General features: G+C 39.5%; 19 protein-coding genes and 1 pseudogene. 11 read left to right on the top strand and 9 right to left on the bottom strand.

Annotated features, from left to right (window positions below):
• Positions 1 to 5 precede the first annotated feature (5 nt).
• From BWI44_RS08780 to BWI44_RS08735, 10 genes and pseudogenes are all read left to right on the top strand, one after another.
• A pseudogene (locus BWI44_RS08780) lies at positions 6 to 428 on the top strand (helix-turn-helix domain-containing protein); the annotation flags it as partial.
• 602 nt (positions 429 to 1,030) lie between these two features.
• Entirely contained in the window at positions 1,031 to 1,225 is a 195-nt protein-coding gene (locus tag BWI44_RS08775) for a type II toxin-antitoxin system Y4mF family antitoxin (RefSeq protein WP_195209985.1), read from the top strand.
• A 99-nt stretch (positions 1,226 to 1,324) separates the two neighbouring features.
• Positions 1,325 to 1,885: a transglycosylase domain-containing protein gene (locus BWI44_RS08770; protein WP_167507390.1), complete on the top strand. Its 561-nt coding sequence runs from the start codon at positions 1,325 to 1,327 to the stop codon at positions 1,883 to 1,885.
• Positions 1,882 to 2,568 (top strand): hypothetical protein, encoded by a 687-nt coding sequence (locus BWI44_RS08765; protein WP_195209986.1) that lies wholly within the window; start codon positions 1,882 to 1,884, stop codon positions 2,566 to 2,568. The genes BWI44_RS08770 and BWI44_RS08765 overlap by 4 nt, the downstream gene beginning before the upstream one ends.
• A 234-nt stretch (positions 2,569 to 2,802) precedes the next feature.
• Positions 2,803 to 3,009, top strand: a complete 207-nt coding sequence (locus BWI44_RS08760; RefSeq protein ID WP_115503016.1) for a helix-turn-helix transcriptional regulator — start codon at positions 2,803 to 2,805, stop codon at positions 3,007 to 3,009.
• Entirely contained in the window at positions 3,006 to 3,344 is a 339-nt protein-coding gene (locus BWI44_RS08755; protein WP_115502971.1) for a HipA N-terminal domain-containing protein, read from the top strand. The genes BWI44_RS08760 and BWI44_RS08755 overlap by 4 nt, the downstream gene beginning before the upstream one ends.
• Complete coding sequence (locus BWI44_RS08750; RefSeq protein ID WP_195209987.1) at positions 3,337 to 4,278, top strand: HipA domain-containing protein; 942 nt, start codon at positions 3,337 to 3,339, stop codon at positions 4,276 to 4,278. The genes BWI44_RS08755 and BWI44_RS08750 overlap by 8 nt, the downstream gene beginning before the upstream one ends.
• Before the next feature lie 237 nt (positions 4,279 to 4,515).
• Positions 4,516 to 5,427, top strand: a complete 912-nt coding sequence (locus BWI44_RS08745) for an HNH endonuclease domain-containing protein (RefSeq protein ID WP_229036263.1) — start codon at positions 4,516 to 4,518, stop codon at positions 5,425 to 5,427.
• A 5-nt stretch (positions 5,428 to 5,432) separates the two neighbouring features.
• Positions 5,433 to 6,296, top strand: coding sequence for an HIT family protein (locus tag BWI44_RS08740; RefSeq protein ID WP_115503013.1), 864 nt, complete (start codon positions 5,433 to 5,435; stop codon positions 6,294 to 6,296).
• Between the two features lie 12 nt (positions 6,297 to 6,308).
• Positions 6,309 to 7,295, top strand: a complete 987-nt coding sequence (locus BWI44_RS08735) for a virulence RhuM family protein (protein WP_115502970.1) — start codon at positions 6,309 to 6,311, stop codon at positions 7,293 to 7,295.
• Positions 7,296 to 7,335: 40 nt separating this feature from the next.
• Here BWI44_RS08735 and BWI44_RS08730 read toward each other — a convergent pair whose 3' ends face one another.
• The 6 genes from BWI44_RS08730 to BWI44_RS08705 all read right to left on the bottom strand — a co-directional run bounded on the left by BWI44_RS08730 (position 7,336) and on the right by BWI44_RS08705 (position 12,066).
• Positions 7,336 to 7,740, bottom strand: coding sequence for a hypothetical protein (locus tag BWI44_RS08730; protein WP_115502969.1), 405 nt, complete (start codon positions 7,738 to 7,740; stop codon positions 7,336 to 7,338).
• Between the two features lie 35 nt (positions 7,741 to 7,775).
• Positions 7,776 to 8,717 (bottom strand): relaxase/mobilization nuclease domain-containing protein, encoded by a 942-nt coding sequence (locus tag BWI44_RS08725; RefSeq protein WP_115502968.1) that lies wholly within the window; start codon positions 8,715 to 8,717, stop codon positions 7,776 to 7,778.
• A complete protein-coding gene (locus BWI44_RS08720) occupies positions 8,707 to 9,015 on the bottom strand; it encodes a MobC family plasmid mobilization relaxosome protein (RefSeq protein WP_195209988.1) in 309 nt (102 codons plus the stop codon). Before BWI44_RS08720 ends, BWI44_RS08725 begins: the two co-directional genes overlap by 11 nt.
• A 138-nt stretch (positions 9,016 to 9,153) precedes the next feature.
• Positions 9,154 to 10,233 (bottom strand): DUF6371 domain-containing protein, encoded by a 1,080-nt coding sequence (locus tag BWI44_RS08715; RefSeq protein WP_195209989.1) that lies wholly within the window; start codon positions 10,231 to 10,233, stop codon positions 9,154 to 9,156.
• 78 nt (positions 10,234 to 10,311) lie between these two features.
• A complete protein-coding gene (locus tag BWI44_RS08710) occupies positions 10,312 to 11,688 on the bottom strand; it encodes a DUF3987 domain-containing protein (protein ID WP_195209990.1) in 1,377 nt (458 codons plus the stop codon).
• 12 nt (positions 11,689 to 11,700) lie between these two features.
• Positions 11,701 to 12,066: a helix-turn-helix domain-containing protein gene (locus BWI44_RS08705; protein ID WP_115502964.1), complete on the bottom strand. Its 366-nt coding sequence runs from the start codon at positions 12,064 to 12,066 to the stop codon at positions 11,701 to 11,703.
• 176 nt (positions 12,067 to 12,242) lie between these two features.
• Here BWI44_RS08705 and BWI44_RS08700 point away from each other — a divergent pair, with 176 nt between their 5' ends.
• A complete protein-coding gene (locus BWI44_RS08700) occupies positions 12,243 to 13,373 on the top strand; it encodes a hypothetical protein (protein ID WP_115502963.1) in 1,131 nt (376 codons plus the stop codon).
• A 44-nt stretch (positions 13,374 to 13,417) separates the two neighbouring features.
• Here BWI44_RS08700 and BWI44_RS08695 read toward each other — a convergent pair whose 3' ends face one another.
• The 3 genes from BWI44_RS08695 to BWI44_RS08685 form a co-directional block, all read right to left on the bottom strand.
• Positions 13,418 to 14,299, bottom strand: coding sequence for a mobilization protein (locus tag BWI44_RS08695; RefSeq protein WP_195209991.1), 882 nt, complete (start codon positions 14,297 to 14,299; stop codon positions 13,418 to 13,420).
• Between the two features lie 264 nt (positions 14,300 to 14,563).
• Positions 14,564 to 14,929, bottom strand: a complete 366-nt coding sequence (locus BWI44_RS08690) for a virulence RhuM family protein (protein WP_195209992.1) — start codon at positions 14,927 to 14,929, stop codon at positions 14,564 to 14,566.
• Positions 14,930 to 14,938: 9 nt separating this feature from the next.
• A complete protein-coding gene (locus tag BWI44_RS08685; RefSeq protein WP_195209993.1) occupies positions 14,939 to 16,045 on the bottom strand; it encodes a site-specific integrase in 1,107 nt (368 codons plus the stop codon).
• Positions 16,046 to 16,081: the final 36 nt, after the last annotated feature.

Here is a 16,081-nt window from a genome sequence, read left to right as displayed (position 1 = left end):
AATATATGGAAATCCAAAGAAAATGCCAGTGGTGCGGCAAACCATTTATAGCACACACGATGGTAACACGCTATTGCAGCAAATCGTGCAATGAAAAAGCGTACAAAGAGAAGAAGCGGAAGCAGAGGTTACAGGAATACGAGGAACGGCAAAATGAGCAGCCCATGCAGAAAGTCGGTATCGTAGGAAGCAAGTTGTATCTCTCCCCTGCCGAAACCGCAACCCTTTTAGGTATTAGCCGTGCGACCATCTATCGTCACATGGCTTCCGGAATCATCCGGGCTTTACAACTTCGTGGGCGTACCATTATCCGCAAGTCGGACATTGAAAAAATGTTTGATGATGCACCCGGTTATAAGAAACGGAGTTATGGAAGAAAACAGACCGTTCTTTATTACACTACCAATGAGATTCTGGAGAAGTTCCGATGCAGCATATTTACATCACTGATTATCAATGACTATTCATTTTAATCGGTACAACCTCTGTTTTTACAAGTACACAGAATGTAGGGACAAATGCAAACCGTTGTATTTCATTGTTTTGCATACACGTGTTGTACCGCCTCTTTTCAGCCTTTTTGTGGAATGTCCGCTATCAGATACAAGGTATTGAATGATAGTGGATTTCCGCATGGATGTTACAGAACGCTTGCTGAATACAAAAGTAGTGGTTTTCTTGGAATATTTGCGGTTTGCGGTGAGATTTTTGCGCTCCGATTATTTGGGGTATTCGATTCGTTGGAAAAAGTGTAGCGAAACCGAATTATTCGCTTGAAAAAGTGTAGAGTAGCATTTGGGTACTTTGATATTTGCAGTTCTGAACCTCATTTATTATACCTTATCTGATATAATAATACTGATAGCGAAATAATTTATACCCCTTGTGGTATAATGTGAGATATTTGTATTAACTTTGCACCCGAAAAGGTATAAATGAAGTGCAAACCGAGTGAAGAATCAAACTTGTTTGATTTATTCCGAGGTGTAGCCTTTATTGTAAAATCTTGGATTTTAAACGTTGAATGCTTATGAACAATCTTTCTATTACGATCAAGATGTTGCGAAAGCAGTATAATCTGACGCAAGAAGAACTTTCGTTGAAGTCGGGAGTAGGATTGCGCTTTGTGCGAGACCTTGAACAGGAAAAGGATACGCTGCGCCTTGATAAGGTGAATCAGCTCCTTGGTTTCTTCAATTATGAAATGGTGCCACTTATAGAATGAGAAAATAAGTAATGGAAGGAAAATTATCCTTGAAACGAACAAGAATTGTAAATACGCAAAATGAATTTTATAAAACAAATATGCAACGATTTACATGTTTTGAGAAGAGTAATTCCAATTGAATATGTAAAAATAGAATCATATTTAGCTAATGAATCAGCTGAAAAACTAATCAATTTCCTTATTGTGGCTGAAGATCATAGGTATAAATATCATATAGGATTTGATCTAATAGCAATTTTTAGATCCATTTTGAAGTATATTTTTTATGATAAAAAAGAAGGTGCTAGTACCATAGAACAACAGTTAGTGAGAGTTGTAATTTGTGACTACAGATATAATATATGTAGAAAAATTAAGGAAATTATTTTGGCTTGTTATGTCAAATCTGTATTTGAAAAGAAACACATTGCTTTGATTTATTTGAATATAGCATATTATGGAACAAAATATCAATCATTAGATGCTATATTAGGAAAATATGATCTAACTAAAGAGAATGTTTTGGAAAATCGTGTATGCGCAGAAATAGTAGCTAGATTAAAGTATCCAGAACCATTGATATGTAGTGCTCATCGTAATATACAGATCGAAATGAGAGTTAAGCATATTTTGTATATGTATGATAAATATTCAAGAAATAAGTTTTTTTTAATATGAATATAAGTAGATATTTAAAAATGAGTAGAGAAAGTATGTGTATAAGCTCTATTTATACATCATCAGAGCAATTTAAAGTCTGCTATGAGAGATTAATTGGGCTGGAACAGAACTCTTTGATCTCACATGTTATTGTAAATAATACTCCTTTTGTATTTAAAGATATTCCTTTACTGTATGAACAGATTATACAATATCTATCGGATTTGTTAAGTATTGAATCTGGATCAATAAAACTTATAGGAAGTGCAAAAACTGGATTCTCAGTTAGTCCTTCACCAAATTATGGCAAAATTTTCTCAGAAAAAAGTGATTTAGATTTTACGATAATAAATGAAGTTGTTTTTGAAAAATTATGTAAGGAGTATGAGGCTTGGAAGACGGCATATACCAGTAATAATATATTACCTAAACCTGGTAAAGAAACAAAATGCTGGGACGATAATATCATATTATTAAAGAGTAATATCGACAGGGGATTTATAGATACGTATAAAATTCCCAATAGGGAGATGTGTCCTATTACGAAGAGAATTAATAATGCAATGTACTTAATACCATTAAAACTTGATGAATATTATCATATAAAAGTATCGAAAGCTTCTGTTAGAGTCTATAAGAGTTATGATTTGTTTAGACAACAACTAAAGCTAAATACAGATCAAATTTTAAATGATAAATAGAGATTGTAATTGATATTTTATAAATTGTAATAGTTGATTATACCTTATCTGACATTATAGTACTGATAATAAAATACATTATACCCCTTGTGGTATAATATGAGATATTTGTATTAACTTTGCACCCGAAAAGGTATAAATAAAGTGCAAACCGAGTGAAAAATTAAATTTGTTTGATTTATTTTGAGGTGCAACCTTTATTGTAAAATCTTGGATTTTAAACGTTGAATGCTTATGAACAATCTTTCTATTACGGTCAAGATGTTGCGAAAGCAGTATAATCTGACGCAAGAAGAACTTTCGTTGAAGTCGGGGGTAGGATTGCGCTTTGTGCGAGACCTCGAACAAGGAAAGGATACGCTGCGCCTTGATAAGGTGAATCAGCTCCTTGATTTCTTTAATTATGAAATGGTAGCCACTTCTAAAACTGATAATCAATGAGACAAGCTCGTATATTTTACAAAGACCAATTGGCAGGAATTCTGACCGAAAACGATGCAGGATATGAGTTCCGCTATTTGCCGGAATATCTTTCTTCGGAGATGGCAAAGGCTGTCAGCCTGACATTGCCTTTACAAGCAGATGCATATCAAAGTCCTGTGCTGTTTCCTTTTTTTGACGGTCTGATTCCTGAAGGATGGTTGCTGGATGTCGCATTGCGGAATACGGATATCAGCATTCTTGACCGGATGGCGTTGCTCCTGACCTGTTGCAAGGATTGTATCGGAGCGGTAAGCGTTGTTCTTATGGAAGAAAAGGAGGAAAGCCATGTGTAATTGTTTATATTGTTATCGTCCGCTATTAAAGGGTGAAAAGGATATGCACACGGCTTGTGTTAAGAAGTTCTTCGGGACAACAACATTGCCTGTTCTTGATTATACGATAGGGCAACTTGACCAGCTTGCTCTGCAAATCATTCAAGACCAAACCTCTTTGACTGGTGTTCAGCCGAAGCTATCCTTGCATCTGAATGAACATGAGGGAAGCAAACGATTGACTATTGTCGGGCTGTGGGGTGGTTATATTTGTAAGCCACAGACTTCGCAATATAAAATAATGCCGGAGGTAGAGGATTTGACCATGCACCTTGCTGAGGCGGCACGTATTGAGGTGGTTCCTCATACACTGATGCGGATGGCGGATGATACTCTATGCTATCTTACCCGTCGAATTGACAGAACTTCTATCGGAGATAAGATAGCAATGGAAGATATGTGCCAACTGACGGAAAGGCAAACGGAACATAAGTACAAGAGCAGTTATGAACGTATTGGTAAGGCTATTTTGAAATATTCATCTTTGCCCAAAATGGATGTTACCAATTTTTTCGAGTTGGTGCTTTTCTCTTGGCTTACAGGGAATAACGATATGCATTTGAAAAACTTCTCTTTGTATGAAGCGGCGGATAAAATACGCTTGACACCTGCATACGACTTGCTGAATGCGGCTATCATCAATCCCAAGGATGATGAAGAACTGGCATTGACCTTGAATGGTCGGAAGAAAAAGCTTCAAAGAGAGGATTTTATCAAATCGGCAGCTACTTTGGGTATAGATAATGTGGTTGTAGAACGACTGATAAACAAGTATATTAGGCTATTGTCTAAGTTCGAGACTGTCATTCAAAGTTCTTTTCTGAGTGATGAACTTAAAGAAAAGTATGGCGAATTGTTAAGAGATCGAATTGGTCGGCTTTCACAAAGGATATAAAACTGTCTGATGTCTGTTTGGTTATATGTAATAAATTAAATATTAATTATTTATACTTATGAATTGAATAATTAGATGATGAATATACCTCAATCTTATGTTTTAAGTACTAGATACCTCAATAGGGTTTTTGATAAGACTGTAGCAACATACAAGTATTATTGGTTTCTCGGGATTCTTGACTTATATGTCAAGCAAGGCAGGACAAGGATGAATGTTTGGGAGATAATGGTTTTTATGGTGGCCAATGCATGGTATCCGGTGAATTATTTCCGGTTGTCGTTCGGCAAGTCCGAATCGCTTTACGATGCCATATTGACCTTGCAGAAAGAAAACGATATTCCGATTAATATAAGTATGAAAAGTCTTGTGGACAAGTTGCAGGAATTGATCCGATTGCCGAATATCCGCAGGCAGTTGAATTTCTTGCAACTGAATGTTCCTTTCCGTTTCCTTCGTCCCTGGATAGATACCTCCGATGACCGTGAAATAGTGAAGTGTTCGCAGACATTCGAAAACGGTTGTCTGTATAAACTTGAGAAAGACGATGGTACATTGTGGGTAGAACTGAATCCGGTATGGCTGACCTATTTGCAGGAAAATTATGACATACTCAGTTCATTCGCCTATTGGGGACTGACCAATTTCCTTCAAGTTCGTAATCCCAATGTTCCCAACATCCCGAACAAGCTTATCAAGAAAGAAGAACGTAATCCATTAACGAACCAACGTAAGTTTTGGAATGCGGCAATCAATAAAGGCATAGAAATTAAGTGTCTTTATACAGGAAAGTTATTGAATACAAATAATTATGATCTCGACCATTTTATTCCATGGAGTTTTGTTTCTCATGATTTACTTTGGAATTTAATGCCAGCCGATTCAAGTATCAATTGTTCTAAAAGTAATAAATTACCCGATTTGGGATTGTATCTTCCAAAATTGGCGGAAGCTCACCAAACGGCATTGCGCATTAATCTTGAAGTAGGCAAACAAAACAAACTACTGGAAGATTACTTATCTCTTGGCTATACTCCGCAAGACATTGCAATGATGGATAGAGAACATTTACTTGACTGCTTTTACCAAACATTCACCCCAATGAATCAGATAGCCCTAAATATGGGGTTTGAACCTTGGAAATACTAATGCTTATGCAACCTGAAAAAATAAATCATCCATATTTAACAGCTATTAAGCGAACAGACTTGTCTGTTCCTACTCGCTATCTTTTACAACATGAACTATTGAAAGGGCGAATCCTTGATTTTGGTTGCGGATTTGGATATGATACTGATGAGTTGAAGAAAAGAGGTTTTGACATCATTGGTTACGATTATTACTATCGTCCAGATTATCCCGAAGGAAAATTTGATACGATTATCTGCCATTATGTATTGAACGTGTTGGAACCATATGCACAAGCCGAAGTAATGATGAATGTAACAAACTTGTTATCACCTAAAGGGTCTGCATTCTTTGCTGTTCGTCGAGATTTGACAAAAGAAGGATTCCGTCTGCATGCAATACACAAGCAATATACTTATCAATGTAATGTAAAACTACCGTTCCAAAGTCTGGTACGGAACAGTAGCTTTGAGCTATATCAGTATAACCATTTCAATAAACTTCCTCGCACGGAAGGAGAGAGGTGTCCGTTTTGTAATCTTTCCCGTCGTGTGGAAATTATCTGTGAAACGGCTACATGTGTGGCATTTTATGATGGTTATCCTGTCTCTCTAGGTCATGCCCTTATCATTCCCAAGCGGCATGTTTCCAGTTACTTTGACCTTACCAATCATGAACGGGAGGCTATGAATGTCATGTTGCAGTATGTGAAGAGAAAGATTGACGAACGTTTTCACCCTGATGGCTATAATATCGGGATCAATGTAAACGAAGCGGCAGGTCAATCCGTATTCCATGTCCATATGCATTTGATTCCTCGCTACATGGGTGATGTGGAAAATCCGAAGGGTGGTGTGCGTGGAGTGATTCCGAGTAAACAGAAATATTAATTTATTATGTCTATGTCAAACGAGATACAATTCATATTATACAATCTTCCAGAAAAGGATGGAAAGGTGCAGGTAATCATCAGGGATGAAACTCTGTGGTGTACACAGAAGGCGATGGCTCAGCTTTTCGGTGTGGATAGGACAGTCATTTCCAAACACCTCAAAAATATATTCGAGTCATCTGAGTTACAGCAGGATTCAGTATGTGCAAAATTTGCACATACTGCTGAAGATGGCAAAATATATAACACACAGTTTTATAATCTTGATGCTGTTATCTCGGTTGGTTATCGGGTAAATTCGTTGCAAGCCACTCGCTTTCGTCAATGGGCTACTAAAATCCTGAATGAATACATTAAAAAGGGATTTGTACTCGATGATGACCGCTTAAAGCAAGGGACAGCAGTATTCGGAAAAGATTATTTCCGTGAATTGCTTGAAAGGGTACGCTCTATCCGTACCAGTGAACGGCGTATATGGCAGCAGATTACCGACATATATGCAGAATGCAGTATTGACTATGACAAGAACTCGCCTACGACACACGATTTCTATGCTATGATACAAAACCGTTTTCATTATGCTATTACAGGGCAAACAGCTGCTGAAATCATCTACACTAAGGCAGACCATACACAAGAACACATGGGACTGACCACATGGAAGAATGCGCCTGACGGGCGTATTTTGAAATCGGATGTATCAATAGCTAAAAACTATTTACAGGAAAATGAAATCCGTCGGTTGGAACGTGCCGTAACGGGATATTTTGATTATATCGAGGATCTCATTGAACGAGAGAATACATTTAATATGGAGCAGTTTGCAGCTAGTGTCAATGAGTTCCTGACATTCCGCAAATATCAGATATTGCCAGATAAAGGGCGCATTTCTGCGGCACAAGCAAAGGCAAAGGCTGAAAGTGAATACGATATTTTCAATAAAACTCAACAGATTGATTCTGATTTTGATAAACAAATAAGGAAGATGTTAGAATAAGGAGAGAAAAACCTTCCCCTCCTTAGCCTTAAACCAAGTATCAGACATTCAAATCTTTCATCGCCAATCCATAGTTTTCTTGTCCGAACAGGTCTTTATGGATGAGCTTCAAACCGAGTGTTTGATAATACTTGTAGTCATCACCTTCGGTACAGAGATATTTGTAACCGTAGCGTGGCATGTATTCCTTGAAGAAGCGAGCCAAGTCTTTCAGGTTTTCGGCTTGGTTCTTCTTGAAGTTGCTGCGCACAATGATGATGGACCAGTCGGGGAAGTTGCCTCTTCCGTCGCTGTACTCCCAAAAGCGGATGTAGCAGTCCAAATCACGCTCACGGATGTCCACACAAAAGCCATTGGCATTTTGCACCACGCTACAGCTTTCTCTGTAGCCGAACTTCTCACACAAGTAGAGGTTGAAATCAAGAATCAAATCTTTTTGTTTCATAAATAATTGAATTTAAAAAGTTAATAAATAGTGAATTATAAACGGAAGCCTCGCTTGCGCTTAGCCTTTTTCTTTTTTATCAGGCGATTGAACTCAGCTTCTTCTGCGGCAGTGGCATTGTATGATGAACTACCGTTCAACAGACCAAGACTGATACTTGGACCATTGTCGGAATGGGAAACGCTTTGCTGCACCTTTTCATCATTGTGCGTGAACCCTTGTTTTGGGTACTCAAATGAAGATGCACAAGCATTCTGCTCCAATCGGTTGTCGATGTTCAAGTAGCTGAACTCCCGGCTGACTTTTGAGCCGGAGAAAGAAAAGCCGTTGTACTCAAACTTGACACCCTGTATTTCCCTTGTTGTCCTACTGACCTTGAATTTCATATCAATGTCACGGTCGGCAAGGGCTTCTTTCAGTTCATTCCAATTTTGAGCTTTGGGCAGTTCCTCTTTCAACGCTTTGTATATCTCGTGTTTTGCCCGGTCGTATGGGCGCAAGCGTTCCTCCTTGATATGGTCTTTGCCATTGGCAAAGTGCAAACGGTATTTTGCTGTCAGCATCTTGCACGTCTTTTCATTTCTACGGAAGTCATTCTTGTCGCTAATCGTTTTACCGTCATTGTTCACCCGATTGAAAACGATGTGGCAATGCGGATGCTCGCGGTCGATATGCCGGTCGATGAGGTATTGCGTGTTTTCGATGCCCATCAGTTTCATGTAGTCGTGGGCGATTTGCAACATCAATTCATCGTCAGACTTCAAGCGGTTGCTATCTTCAGGTGAGAAGTTGAGCGAGGTGTGTCCGACAATATTCTTTACCTTGTCATTGAGCAACGCCTGTAATTCAAATTGCTCTGCCATCTGTTCGGGCGTACCATTCACTCCGACCGCTTCCAACAGTTTGGATTTCTCCTCTTTCAGAACATAGCGGACACAACCACCGAACGATGTTCCTTTTGTTTGCTTACCTATCATCTTTCAGTTGTTTTATAAGTTGGTTAATACGCTGCGCCATCTCCTCGCATCTTTTGGCAACGGCAAAGAATCCGTAGGTGTTTGCCTGCTTCGCCAACTGGTTTAGGTTGGTACTTTCACCTATCAGCTGACGGATGATGTGGATATGCTCTTTCGTGATTCGCTCACGTACTGTCCCATTCTCGATGAGTGAACGGATGACTGCGCTTTGGGTCTGCTTGTTCCGTCTGCAAAGCGCACCGAGCCATGCGAATTGGTTGTAAGACAGACGTAGTGTTATTGTATATTTCTTTTCCATTTTGAATTGCTTTTAGTGAATAATTTGTGACCATCGGGAGCCGCCTCCTCAGACTTTTTGAGGAGCAAGTGGTCGGGAAATGTAATACACCGACATTAACTTGCTACAGTAAAAAAGTCTCGATTCCTCTCCCTTTGCTCAAAGCCTGAATCCCCGTTTCTTAGGCGGTGAAACCTTCGGTTGAGGGATGTCTCGTTGTACGCTGATGAGCTTCAAATCGAATGTCTCTATCAGTGTTTTCAAGTTCGGATTCTTCTTAATCATCTGCTGGAGTATGGCTTCATCGGGGCGTATTTTCAGCAGATAGTCGGCTATGTCGTACCCTTCTTTTCGTTCGTTTTCGGTTGCTTTGGCTTCCAGATAATCGAACAGTTGTACATCAATTCCATAGCTTTTCATCAACCCGATTTTGCTTTGCCAATAGTCGGTCGCTCCCAAATCGGGGAATAACACAATGCTTCTTCCTGCAAGAACGGATAGGCTGTTGGCATTGAAACAACCGTTCTTTCCACCCGATGCAATCCATAGAAATTGGGGTAGATAGTAGGATGCAATGATTGCTGTTTTCTCGCTTTCGACCAATGCAACAGGACGGCTTTTGTCTTCTGGAAGCAGATGCTCTCCGAAGAAACATTGCTTCAGATTATAGTCCTTTTTATGCAGTACGGAGTGTACCCATGTGACATGATTGTACGGTTCTTTTATCCGTTTGCCTGTTGCTGGATTGTAAAGCATTATCTTGCCTGTGCGTACTCTGTTCTGATAATCCATTTGCCAAAATACGGTTGCACCTTCCCAATACTTAGAAGTACCGACCATGTATTTCTTCATCAGTTTTAATGTCTCCGCTTCTTCGAATTGAGCCGATAAGAATTGAAACAGTTTGTTGTCAGGATAGCGTTGCAATGACTGATTGACTATATCCAAATCAATGTAGGAAGTGGCTTTTAGCTCGACTTCTTTTATTGGTGCATAACTCCGAAAGGTATCTTCGGATAGCTTCTCTTTCTCAGCCGGATTCCGTTCAAAGTAATCACGGGGCGTGAAGTGATAACCACATTTCTGTTCGTGGTCGCAACGACCCACGTAATCAGGGAACTGTATTCGCTTTTCCGTGTCAATGTACTTGGAAAAACATCTTTTACGATGGCAGTTCGGGCAAGTGTGCCGGGTACTGACACCTTTGTAGGGTTCTAATATGAATCTATGTGTACTCATAGTTTGTTTCTTTTTTAGTGTGTCACTTTTGTCGTTATTGTCGTTTTCGCTTGGAAAGTGTCAAAACCGACAAAAATGTCATGGGTTAATCTTTGAATATTCTCCATGCTTCTCTTTGCGGAACAATGTTCCGATATTGTCATTGAGAAAGCGTTGAAATGTCCGCTCCTTCATTCCGTTTTGCTCTGCCACCTGTATGGCTTGGGCTGTCGTAAATGAAGGAGGCAGCAGATTGACTATCGCCTGTTGCTGGCTGTTGAGAGCATTCTCATTCAGAATATTTTGTACGCTCAATGCGGATTCCTTGAAATATTCCGTCAGTTTAATGGCTCTCTCCACCGTCAGCAGGTCGATACACGCCTTGTCGCACTCTCCGCAAGTCCATCGTGCCAGTTGGATAATCAGACAGAAACGGATGATGTATATCTCCAGCTTGCAATAGATACTTACAATGGTGTCGTTTGTTTCCCGGTCGCACAGCTCTGAGAAATGGTGTTGCCACTCGTAAAGCCGTTTCTTGGCATCCTCTGAGAAGAAAAGAATTTGCGGTTCAATCTCTCCATGCTCGTTGAGACTGCACTCCGATTGTATCAGCTTGTCAATGACAGCATTCCATTCTTGCTCTATATCTTCCGGCAATTCTTTGTCATTCCACCGTGCTTTCTGTTGCAGATTAGGCATCACAACCAGGATGCGGTCAATAAACCCGTTGCTGGAGCGTTCACCTTTAGCCAACTCGTTTAGGATTTTCTTTTGGATAGTACCAATGACCGATATATACGGACGCTTGATGAAGATGGAACTCTTGGCATTCTTGCGGTCGGACATGGTGGTCTTGGCACTGAAAACTGAGAGCCAAAATTGTTCTTCCGAACCGTTGTTATAGCGGTTGAAATTCTTGAACCAAGCGGATAATTCATCTGCCCACAAGCATAGCCCACGTTTGTTTTGCGCATGAATGAGGCTCAACCCTTCGGGCGTTACATCCGAAACCAAGAAGCGTTTGCGGATAGGCTCTTGTGGGAATTGCTCTCCACCGCTTTCCGCACGTTCCTTGCGGCTCAAGCTCATTAGTTCATCGTACTTTGCAAGAGCCTTTTCAAATTCCTGATTCTGTCGGTAGTCATAATCAAGAAACGGCTTCATCGCAAAACTGAGCGGATGGCTTTTGTTAGCTCCCGGTCTTCCGATCAATGCCATATACAGGATGGGGCTTTCCGTCCAGCCTTGCTTGATTTGGGCAAGGTACGTGTTGCCTATGCCGACTGCTATTGCCGTCAGGATGGCTGCGGCAATGTAGTCGGTAGGGTAGTTATGGCATTCGTGTACCTCACGGATAATACGTTGGATTTTTGCCGGGAATATGCTGATGGGGAATGCCGTACCGGATAATCTTGTACTTAAATCAATCGCTTCATCAATGATGGATGCCGGATTAATAGAATATGTATCCATAGCCCAATCCCATTAAAACTGTACCGATGATTTAGGCTTGTGGCGGACACCGCTCTGCATATTGGCAAGCACCTCCTCGTATGTCTGCTCGGCTGTCTTTCTCCGTCCGTTCTCAATCCAAGCAAGAAGCTCGTCTTCATAGAAATAGAGTTTCTTCCCTTTCTTATAGGCTGGTAGTAGTCCTTTGCGTACCAATGTATATATGGTAGGCTTGGCTTTTCGGATGATGCGGCAAGCATCCTCAATTTCCACCAATACATGTTTGTCAGATGGCTGTGGCTGGAGTTCCGCTACCATCTTTTTCAACTCGATGACCTGTTCGGTCAGATAACCTACCGCTTCGGGCAGCTTATCAAATGTTACTGTTTCTTTTTGCATACACCAATCGTTTTTAATTGTTCGACGGCAAAGGAAACAGGTGTTTCAATGGTGGAATCATTCACCAAAATATAACTGATGGATAACTTTTTGATGGTAATAAGTGGTGATTACAAGGATTTTAACTACTTTTGTAGTGCCAATATCTGAAACAATAACTTTAAACAGTAGATTTTATGAGATTAAATTTATTATATCCTTCAAACTGGACTGACTTTCAAGATTTGTGTTTTCAACTTTGGAAAGAAATGTGGAGAGATCCAGATGCCCATCCTAATGGACGAAACGGACAGGCACAGAATGGTGTTGATATATGGGGAAAGAATATGTTTGATAATGATTATTCTGGAGTCCAATGTAAAGGTAAAAACGGAAATTATAAGAGTCTATTGACTACGGATGAGATTGATAGTGAGTGTAAAAAAGCTATAAATTTCAAACCAAAACTCACATCATTTATTATGGCCACAACATCACCAAGAGATGTTAAAGTTCAACAACATTGTCGTAACCTTACAAGAAAAGGTGCATATCCTTTTTCCGTTGATACTTGGTCATGGGACGATATAGAAGATGAGGTGCAGTGTCGTCCAACAATAATGGAACATTTCTATCCGGATGTAAAAGGAGCTACTCTGTTACCTGAAATTCAAATTCCTGTTTTCGCGTCAGTTAATAAACTTCATGCTTTTTTCTCACGTCCAGGTCTTTTTAATAAACTAAACTCGTTAGCTCTTGATGTTTTAAAGGATCTTGCATATGAAATCGCAATTAATGCATTTGAACATGGGAAAGCTGGTACATTTGGAATTAAGGTGGAAAATGATAGGGTAATTTTCACTGACAATGGAAGAAAATTTGATTGTACGGAATTATTAAAAGGTAAAGGGAATGGAGGTAAGGCGACTATAGAGTATGCTACAGGTTTCTTTGATATCACTTATAAATACGATACTAAAAATATTTTGGAACTTTCTTTGCCAAATAATTTGGATTTAGATATTACTTCGACAAACTATACAATAAATTTTAATGCAAAGGATATTTTTGGCCGGGGAGCAGCTGAAAGATTTGTATTAAATGAATTAATGAAGGTTCCAACAGGTTGTGAAAAAATAATAGTTGATATTTGTGGTCAAGCGAATCCAGCCATTAGCTGCTCATTTGCTGTGATTGATAAATTGTTACAACTAAAATCGACGGAGCAGACGGTTGTTGTGTATTTGCCAGAGAATCTTTATTATAAGGAGAACATAATAGATAAGTATAGCAATCTACCGAATGTTGATATTAAAATTAAGAAATAAATAATAGTCATTAATTCAAGCAAAGAAGAATCAGGTAAGTGGCATTAGGTAATTTTCTTGTCTAATTTAATCTTACATACAGATTCTGTATGCGACATTTTACGTTCAATGGTAGATATTTCTGAATCACGGAGAGTATGGGCAAATACTCTCTTTATAAATGTGGCTGTCTGTAAACGTGGTTTGCCGAAAGCCTTGCCGATATTCCATCCAAAGTGCATGATGTCAATGGTCTTTAATTGAGAATCAACCTTTATAGGTTCGACTTTTGGCATAGTATCTGACAAGTAATATTCTGTCACATATTCGCACAAACGGTTAAGTGCCGTTTCATCAAGATAGAGAACTAAGGTCTGTTTCGTGTATGCTATAACCTTATTAAGTTTTTCTTGTGATGCTCGTTCTTTCTCAGCCATAGCGTTTGCACGGGAAATCTCATATTCTGATAGTTGATTAAGCACCTCAATAGGGATGTTGCTAATAGAGGCTGGAGGAACTTCCTCCTTTGGAAGTCCTGCCATGTCTTCATTGGATTCTGAAAGCGAGAGAGTAGAAACTTCTTCTGTGGTGTCAGATGTAGTTTCGATTTCTGGTTCAGATTCAGAAACGATAGGTTCTGGATCTATGGTATTTTCAATAGATTCCTGATGTTCTATTGGATTTTCAGCTACCACCGCCTTATTACGATAGCACTCAAATCTCCTAAAGCACTTTTCTATTGTAGGTGAAAGAAGTTGTCTGAATACCATTTGCAGATTGAGATAGATAGCTCCCATGATAATGGTGCATACCACCAAAATGAGGTAGCTGCTGAATTCGTCCCAACCATAGTGTAGTACGGTCTGGCGGGCTAAAACACCAATGATTGCGATTGTACCAAAAACAATCAGATGCAATGTTATATGTTCTATCTTTCTCTGTTCCATAGTGAGATGTATTAATCGTTTGTGTGCAAATATATAGGATTAATTTTTGAGAAAATCCATAGTTTTGCTTGTTGATGGGCTTTTGACGATATATTTCATCACTTTTCACCACGTTACATCGCTGATAATAAGCATATTGTAAATTCCTTGCTTTTGGATGAAAATAGTTGGGTAAATAGGCTTGTGTATCTCAAAAACAAAAATTATCTGCATCATTTTGGGTAAACAATGCAGATAATCAATAGGGTATAGAGATATAGCTTGTTAATAATACAATGTATGGTTTGTTTCCTTGTTGAGATATAACAGGATGTTGTAATCTTGTTTACGAGCGACTTTGTTTATTAGCCATTTCCTAAATGCAGAGGAATGCCTGGTGTCTATTTGATAGGATAGGGCTATAACCATATCGAGATTATACACATCGGCATTGTTCCCATTCTCTAATTTGATGTACTTGCAAACTTCGTGGCTCTTCAAAACATTGGTTTTCAAGATTCTCTTAATTGCTGTATGGATAGCTCCAGTCGTTGTATAATACAAGTCGGCAAGCTCCCAAGTGGTCATCCATATTTCACCATCGGAAATATGGATACCTTGTCCGTTATTGGTTATGATTCCTCGTTTCATCGCTACAATTTATTTAAGTGATATTTTATTGGCTGTTTCTCGCTTCTTGGCATTTACGAGGTCAGCATATATTTGAGTTGTGGATACATTCTTATGCGTCAGCATCTTTGAAACAGTGTAAATATCTGTACCTAAGGATATTTGTATGACGGCGTAGCTATGACGAAAGCAATGGAAGCTTATCGACTTAGTTATTCCGGCTTTTTTGAGCCAGTTTTTGAGTGGGTAATTAATCATGCTCCGTTTCAATTCTTTGAATACTTTGCCAGTTCCGGGTGTTCCACATAGCTCGTAGGCTTCGTAACTGATGGGGAGTGTCGCTTCCGTCTGGGTTTTCTGTGTTCTGATACGCAAGCAATAACCTTGGTCGGGAGCGATAGTAAAGTCCTCCCATTGTAGGTTGAGAATGTCGCTGATGCGTAAGCCTGTCAGACACGCAAACAAAGAGGCTGCTTTCAATACGGGGATGTCGCAAGGAGTGGCTGCGAGTTGCTTCACTTCGTCCAATGTCAGATATTCTTTCTTCACATCTTGTGGCTCAATCTTATCAAGATAGTCATTGATATTCTCCCTAAACCACTTGTCCCGATAGGCAATCTTCAACAATCCTCTGAAAGTAGAGTAGTAGCCGGATGCCGAATTCAGGGATATAGGACGGTTACTGTGTTTGAGTTGCTTGGCATTTAGTAGGTATTCACGGAACTTCTTGCATAAGTCCACATTCACATCGCCAAAGGTGCATTGTCCCTTGACAAAGTTATAGAAATGCTGATAGACGAATTGCCATTTCTGGTCTTTGTTCCGACACATCTTCTTGAAATAGGCAAGGAAATCGGCTTTCTGTTTGGTCTTATCCAAGAAACCAAACTCTTCGTTGATGAGCGATTGCACTCTGATACAACGGATAGCCTCTGCCTTGTTCAACATATCGTTGTTGAACTCTCGTTCCATCTCGTTTTTGGGATGGGCATAGATGTAGATGCCGAGGTATTCCCTGCGGCTCATCTGCATCGTTTCGGGATTACGGACTGTTGGATAATAATCCAGATACAAGGAGATGCGATTATTCCGAATCGCTCTCTGACGAACTGTTACTTTTGTACACGTGTGTGACATACTGTTTGATATTTAGAGTTTTACATTTGTTTGGTG

Source organism: Bacteroides sp. Phil13 (assembly GCF_001940965.1).
GTDB lineage: Bacteria > Bacteroidota > Bacteroidia > Bacteroidales > Bacteroidaceae > Bacteroides > Bacteroides intestinalis.
The sequence above is the reverse complement of the archived record's forward strand: the minus strand, read 5'-3'. Positions and strand labels throughout refer to the sequence as shown.

Bases quoted from the DNA above. Each gene is read 5' to 3' on its own strand.
- BWI44_RS08695 (WP_195209991.1), bottom strand. From the start codon at position 14,299: ATGGAACAGAGAAAGATAGAACATATAACATTGCATCTGATTGTTTTT.
- BWI44_RS08710 (WP_195209990.1), bottom strand. From the start codon at position 11,688: ATGGATACATATTCTATTAATCCGGCATCCATCATTGATGAAGCGATT.
- BWI44_RS08700 (WP_115502963.1), top strand. From the start codon at position 12,243: ATGAGATTAAATTTATTATATCCTTCAAACTGGACTGACTTTCAAGAT.
- BWI44_RS08750 (WP_195209987.1), top strand. From the start codon at position 3,337: ATGTGTAATTGTTTATATTGTTATCGTCCGCTATTAAAGGGTGAAAAG.
- BWI44_RS08730 (WP_115502969.1), bottom strand. From the start codon at position 7,740: ATGAAACAAAAAGATTTGATTCTTGATTTCAACCTCTACTTGTGTGAG.
- BWI44_RS08690 (WP_195209992.1), bottom strand. From the start codon at position 14,929: ATGAAACGAGGAATCATAACCAATAACGGACAAGGTATCCATATTTCC.
- BWI44_RS08745 (WP_229036263.1), top strand. From the start codon at position 4,516: ATGGTGGCCAATGCATGGTATCCGGTGAATTATTTCCGGTTGTCGTTC.
- BWI44_RS08735 (WP_115502970.1), top strand. From the start codon at position 6,309: ATGTCAAACGAGATACAATTCATATTATACAATCTTCCAGAAAAGGAT.
- BWI44_RS08725 (WP_115502968.1), bottom strand. From the start codon at position 8,717: ATGATAGGTAAGCAAACAAAAGGAACATCGTTCGGTGGTTGTGTCCGC.
- BWI44_RS08720 (WP_195209988.1), bottom strand. From the start codon at position 9,015: ATGGAAAAGAAATATACAATAACACTACGTCTGTCTTACAACCAATTC.
- BWI44_RS08755 (WP_115502971.1), top strand. From the start codon at position 3,006: ATGAGACAAGCTCGTATATTTTACAAAGACCAATTGGCAGGAATTCTG.
- BWI44_RS08740 (WP_115503013.1), top strand. From the start codon at position 5,433: ATGCAACCTGAAAAAATAAATCATCCATATTTAACAGCTATTAAGCGA.
- BWI44_RS08705 (WP_115502964.1), bottom strand. From the start codon at position 12,066: ATGCAAAAAGAAACAGTAACATTTGATAAGCTGCCCGAAGCGGTAGGT.
- BWI44_RS08775 (WP_195209985.1), top strand. From the start codon at position 1,031: ATGAACAATCTTTCTATTACGATCAAGATGTTGCGAAAGCAGTATAAT.
- BWI44_RS08685 (WP_195209993.1), bottom strand. From the start codon at position 16,045: ATGTCACACACGTGTACAAAAGTAACAGTTCGTCAGAGAGCGATTCGG.
- BWI44_RS08760 (WP_115503016.1), top strand. From the start codon at position 2,803: ATGAACAATCTTTCTATTACGGTCAAGATGTTGCGAAAGCAGTATAAT.
- BWI44_RS08715 (WP_195209989.1), bottom strand. From the start codon at position 10,233: ATGAGTACACATAGATTCATATTAGAACCCTACAAAGGTGTCAGTACC.
- BWI44_RS08765 (WP_195209986.1), top strand. From the start codon at position 1,882: ATGAATATAAGTAGATATTTAAAAATGAGTAGAGAAAGTATGTGTATA.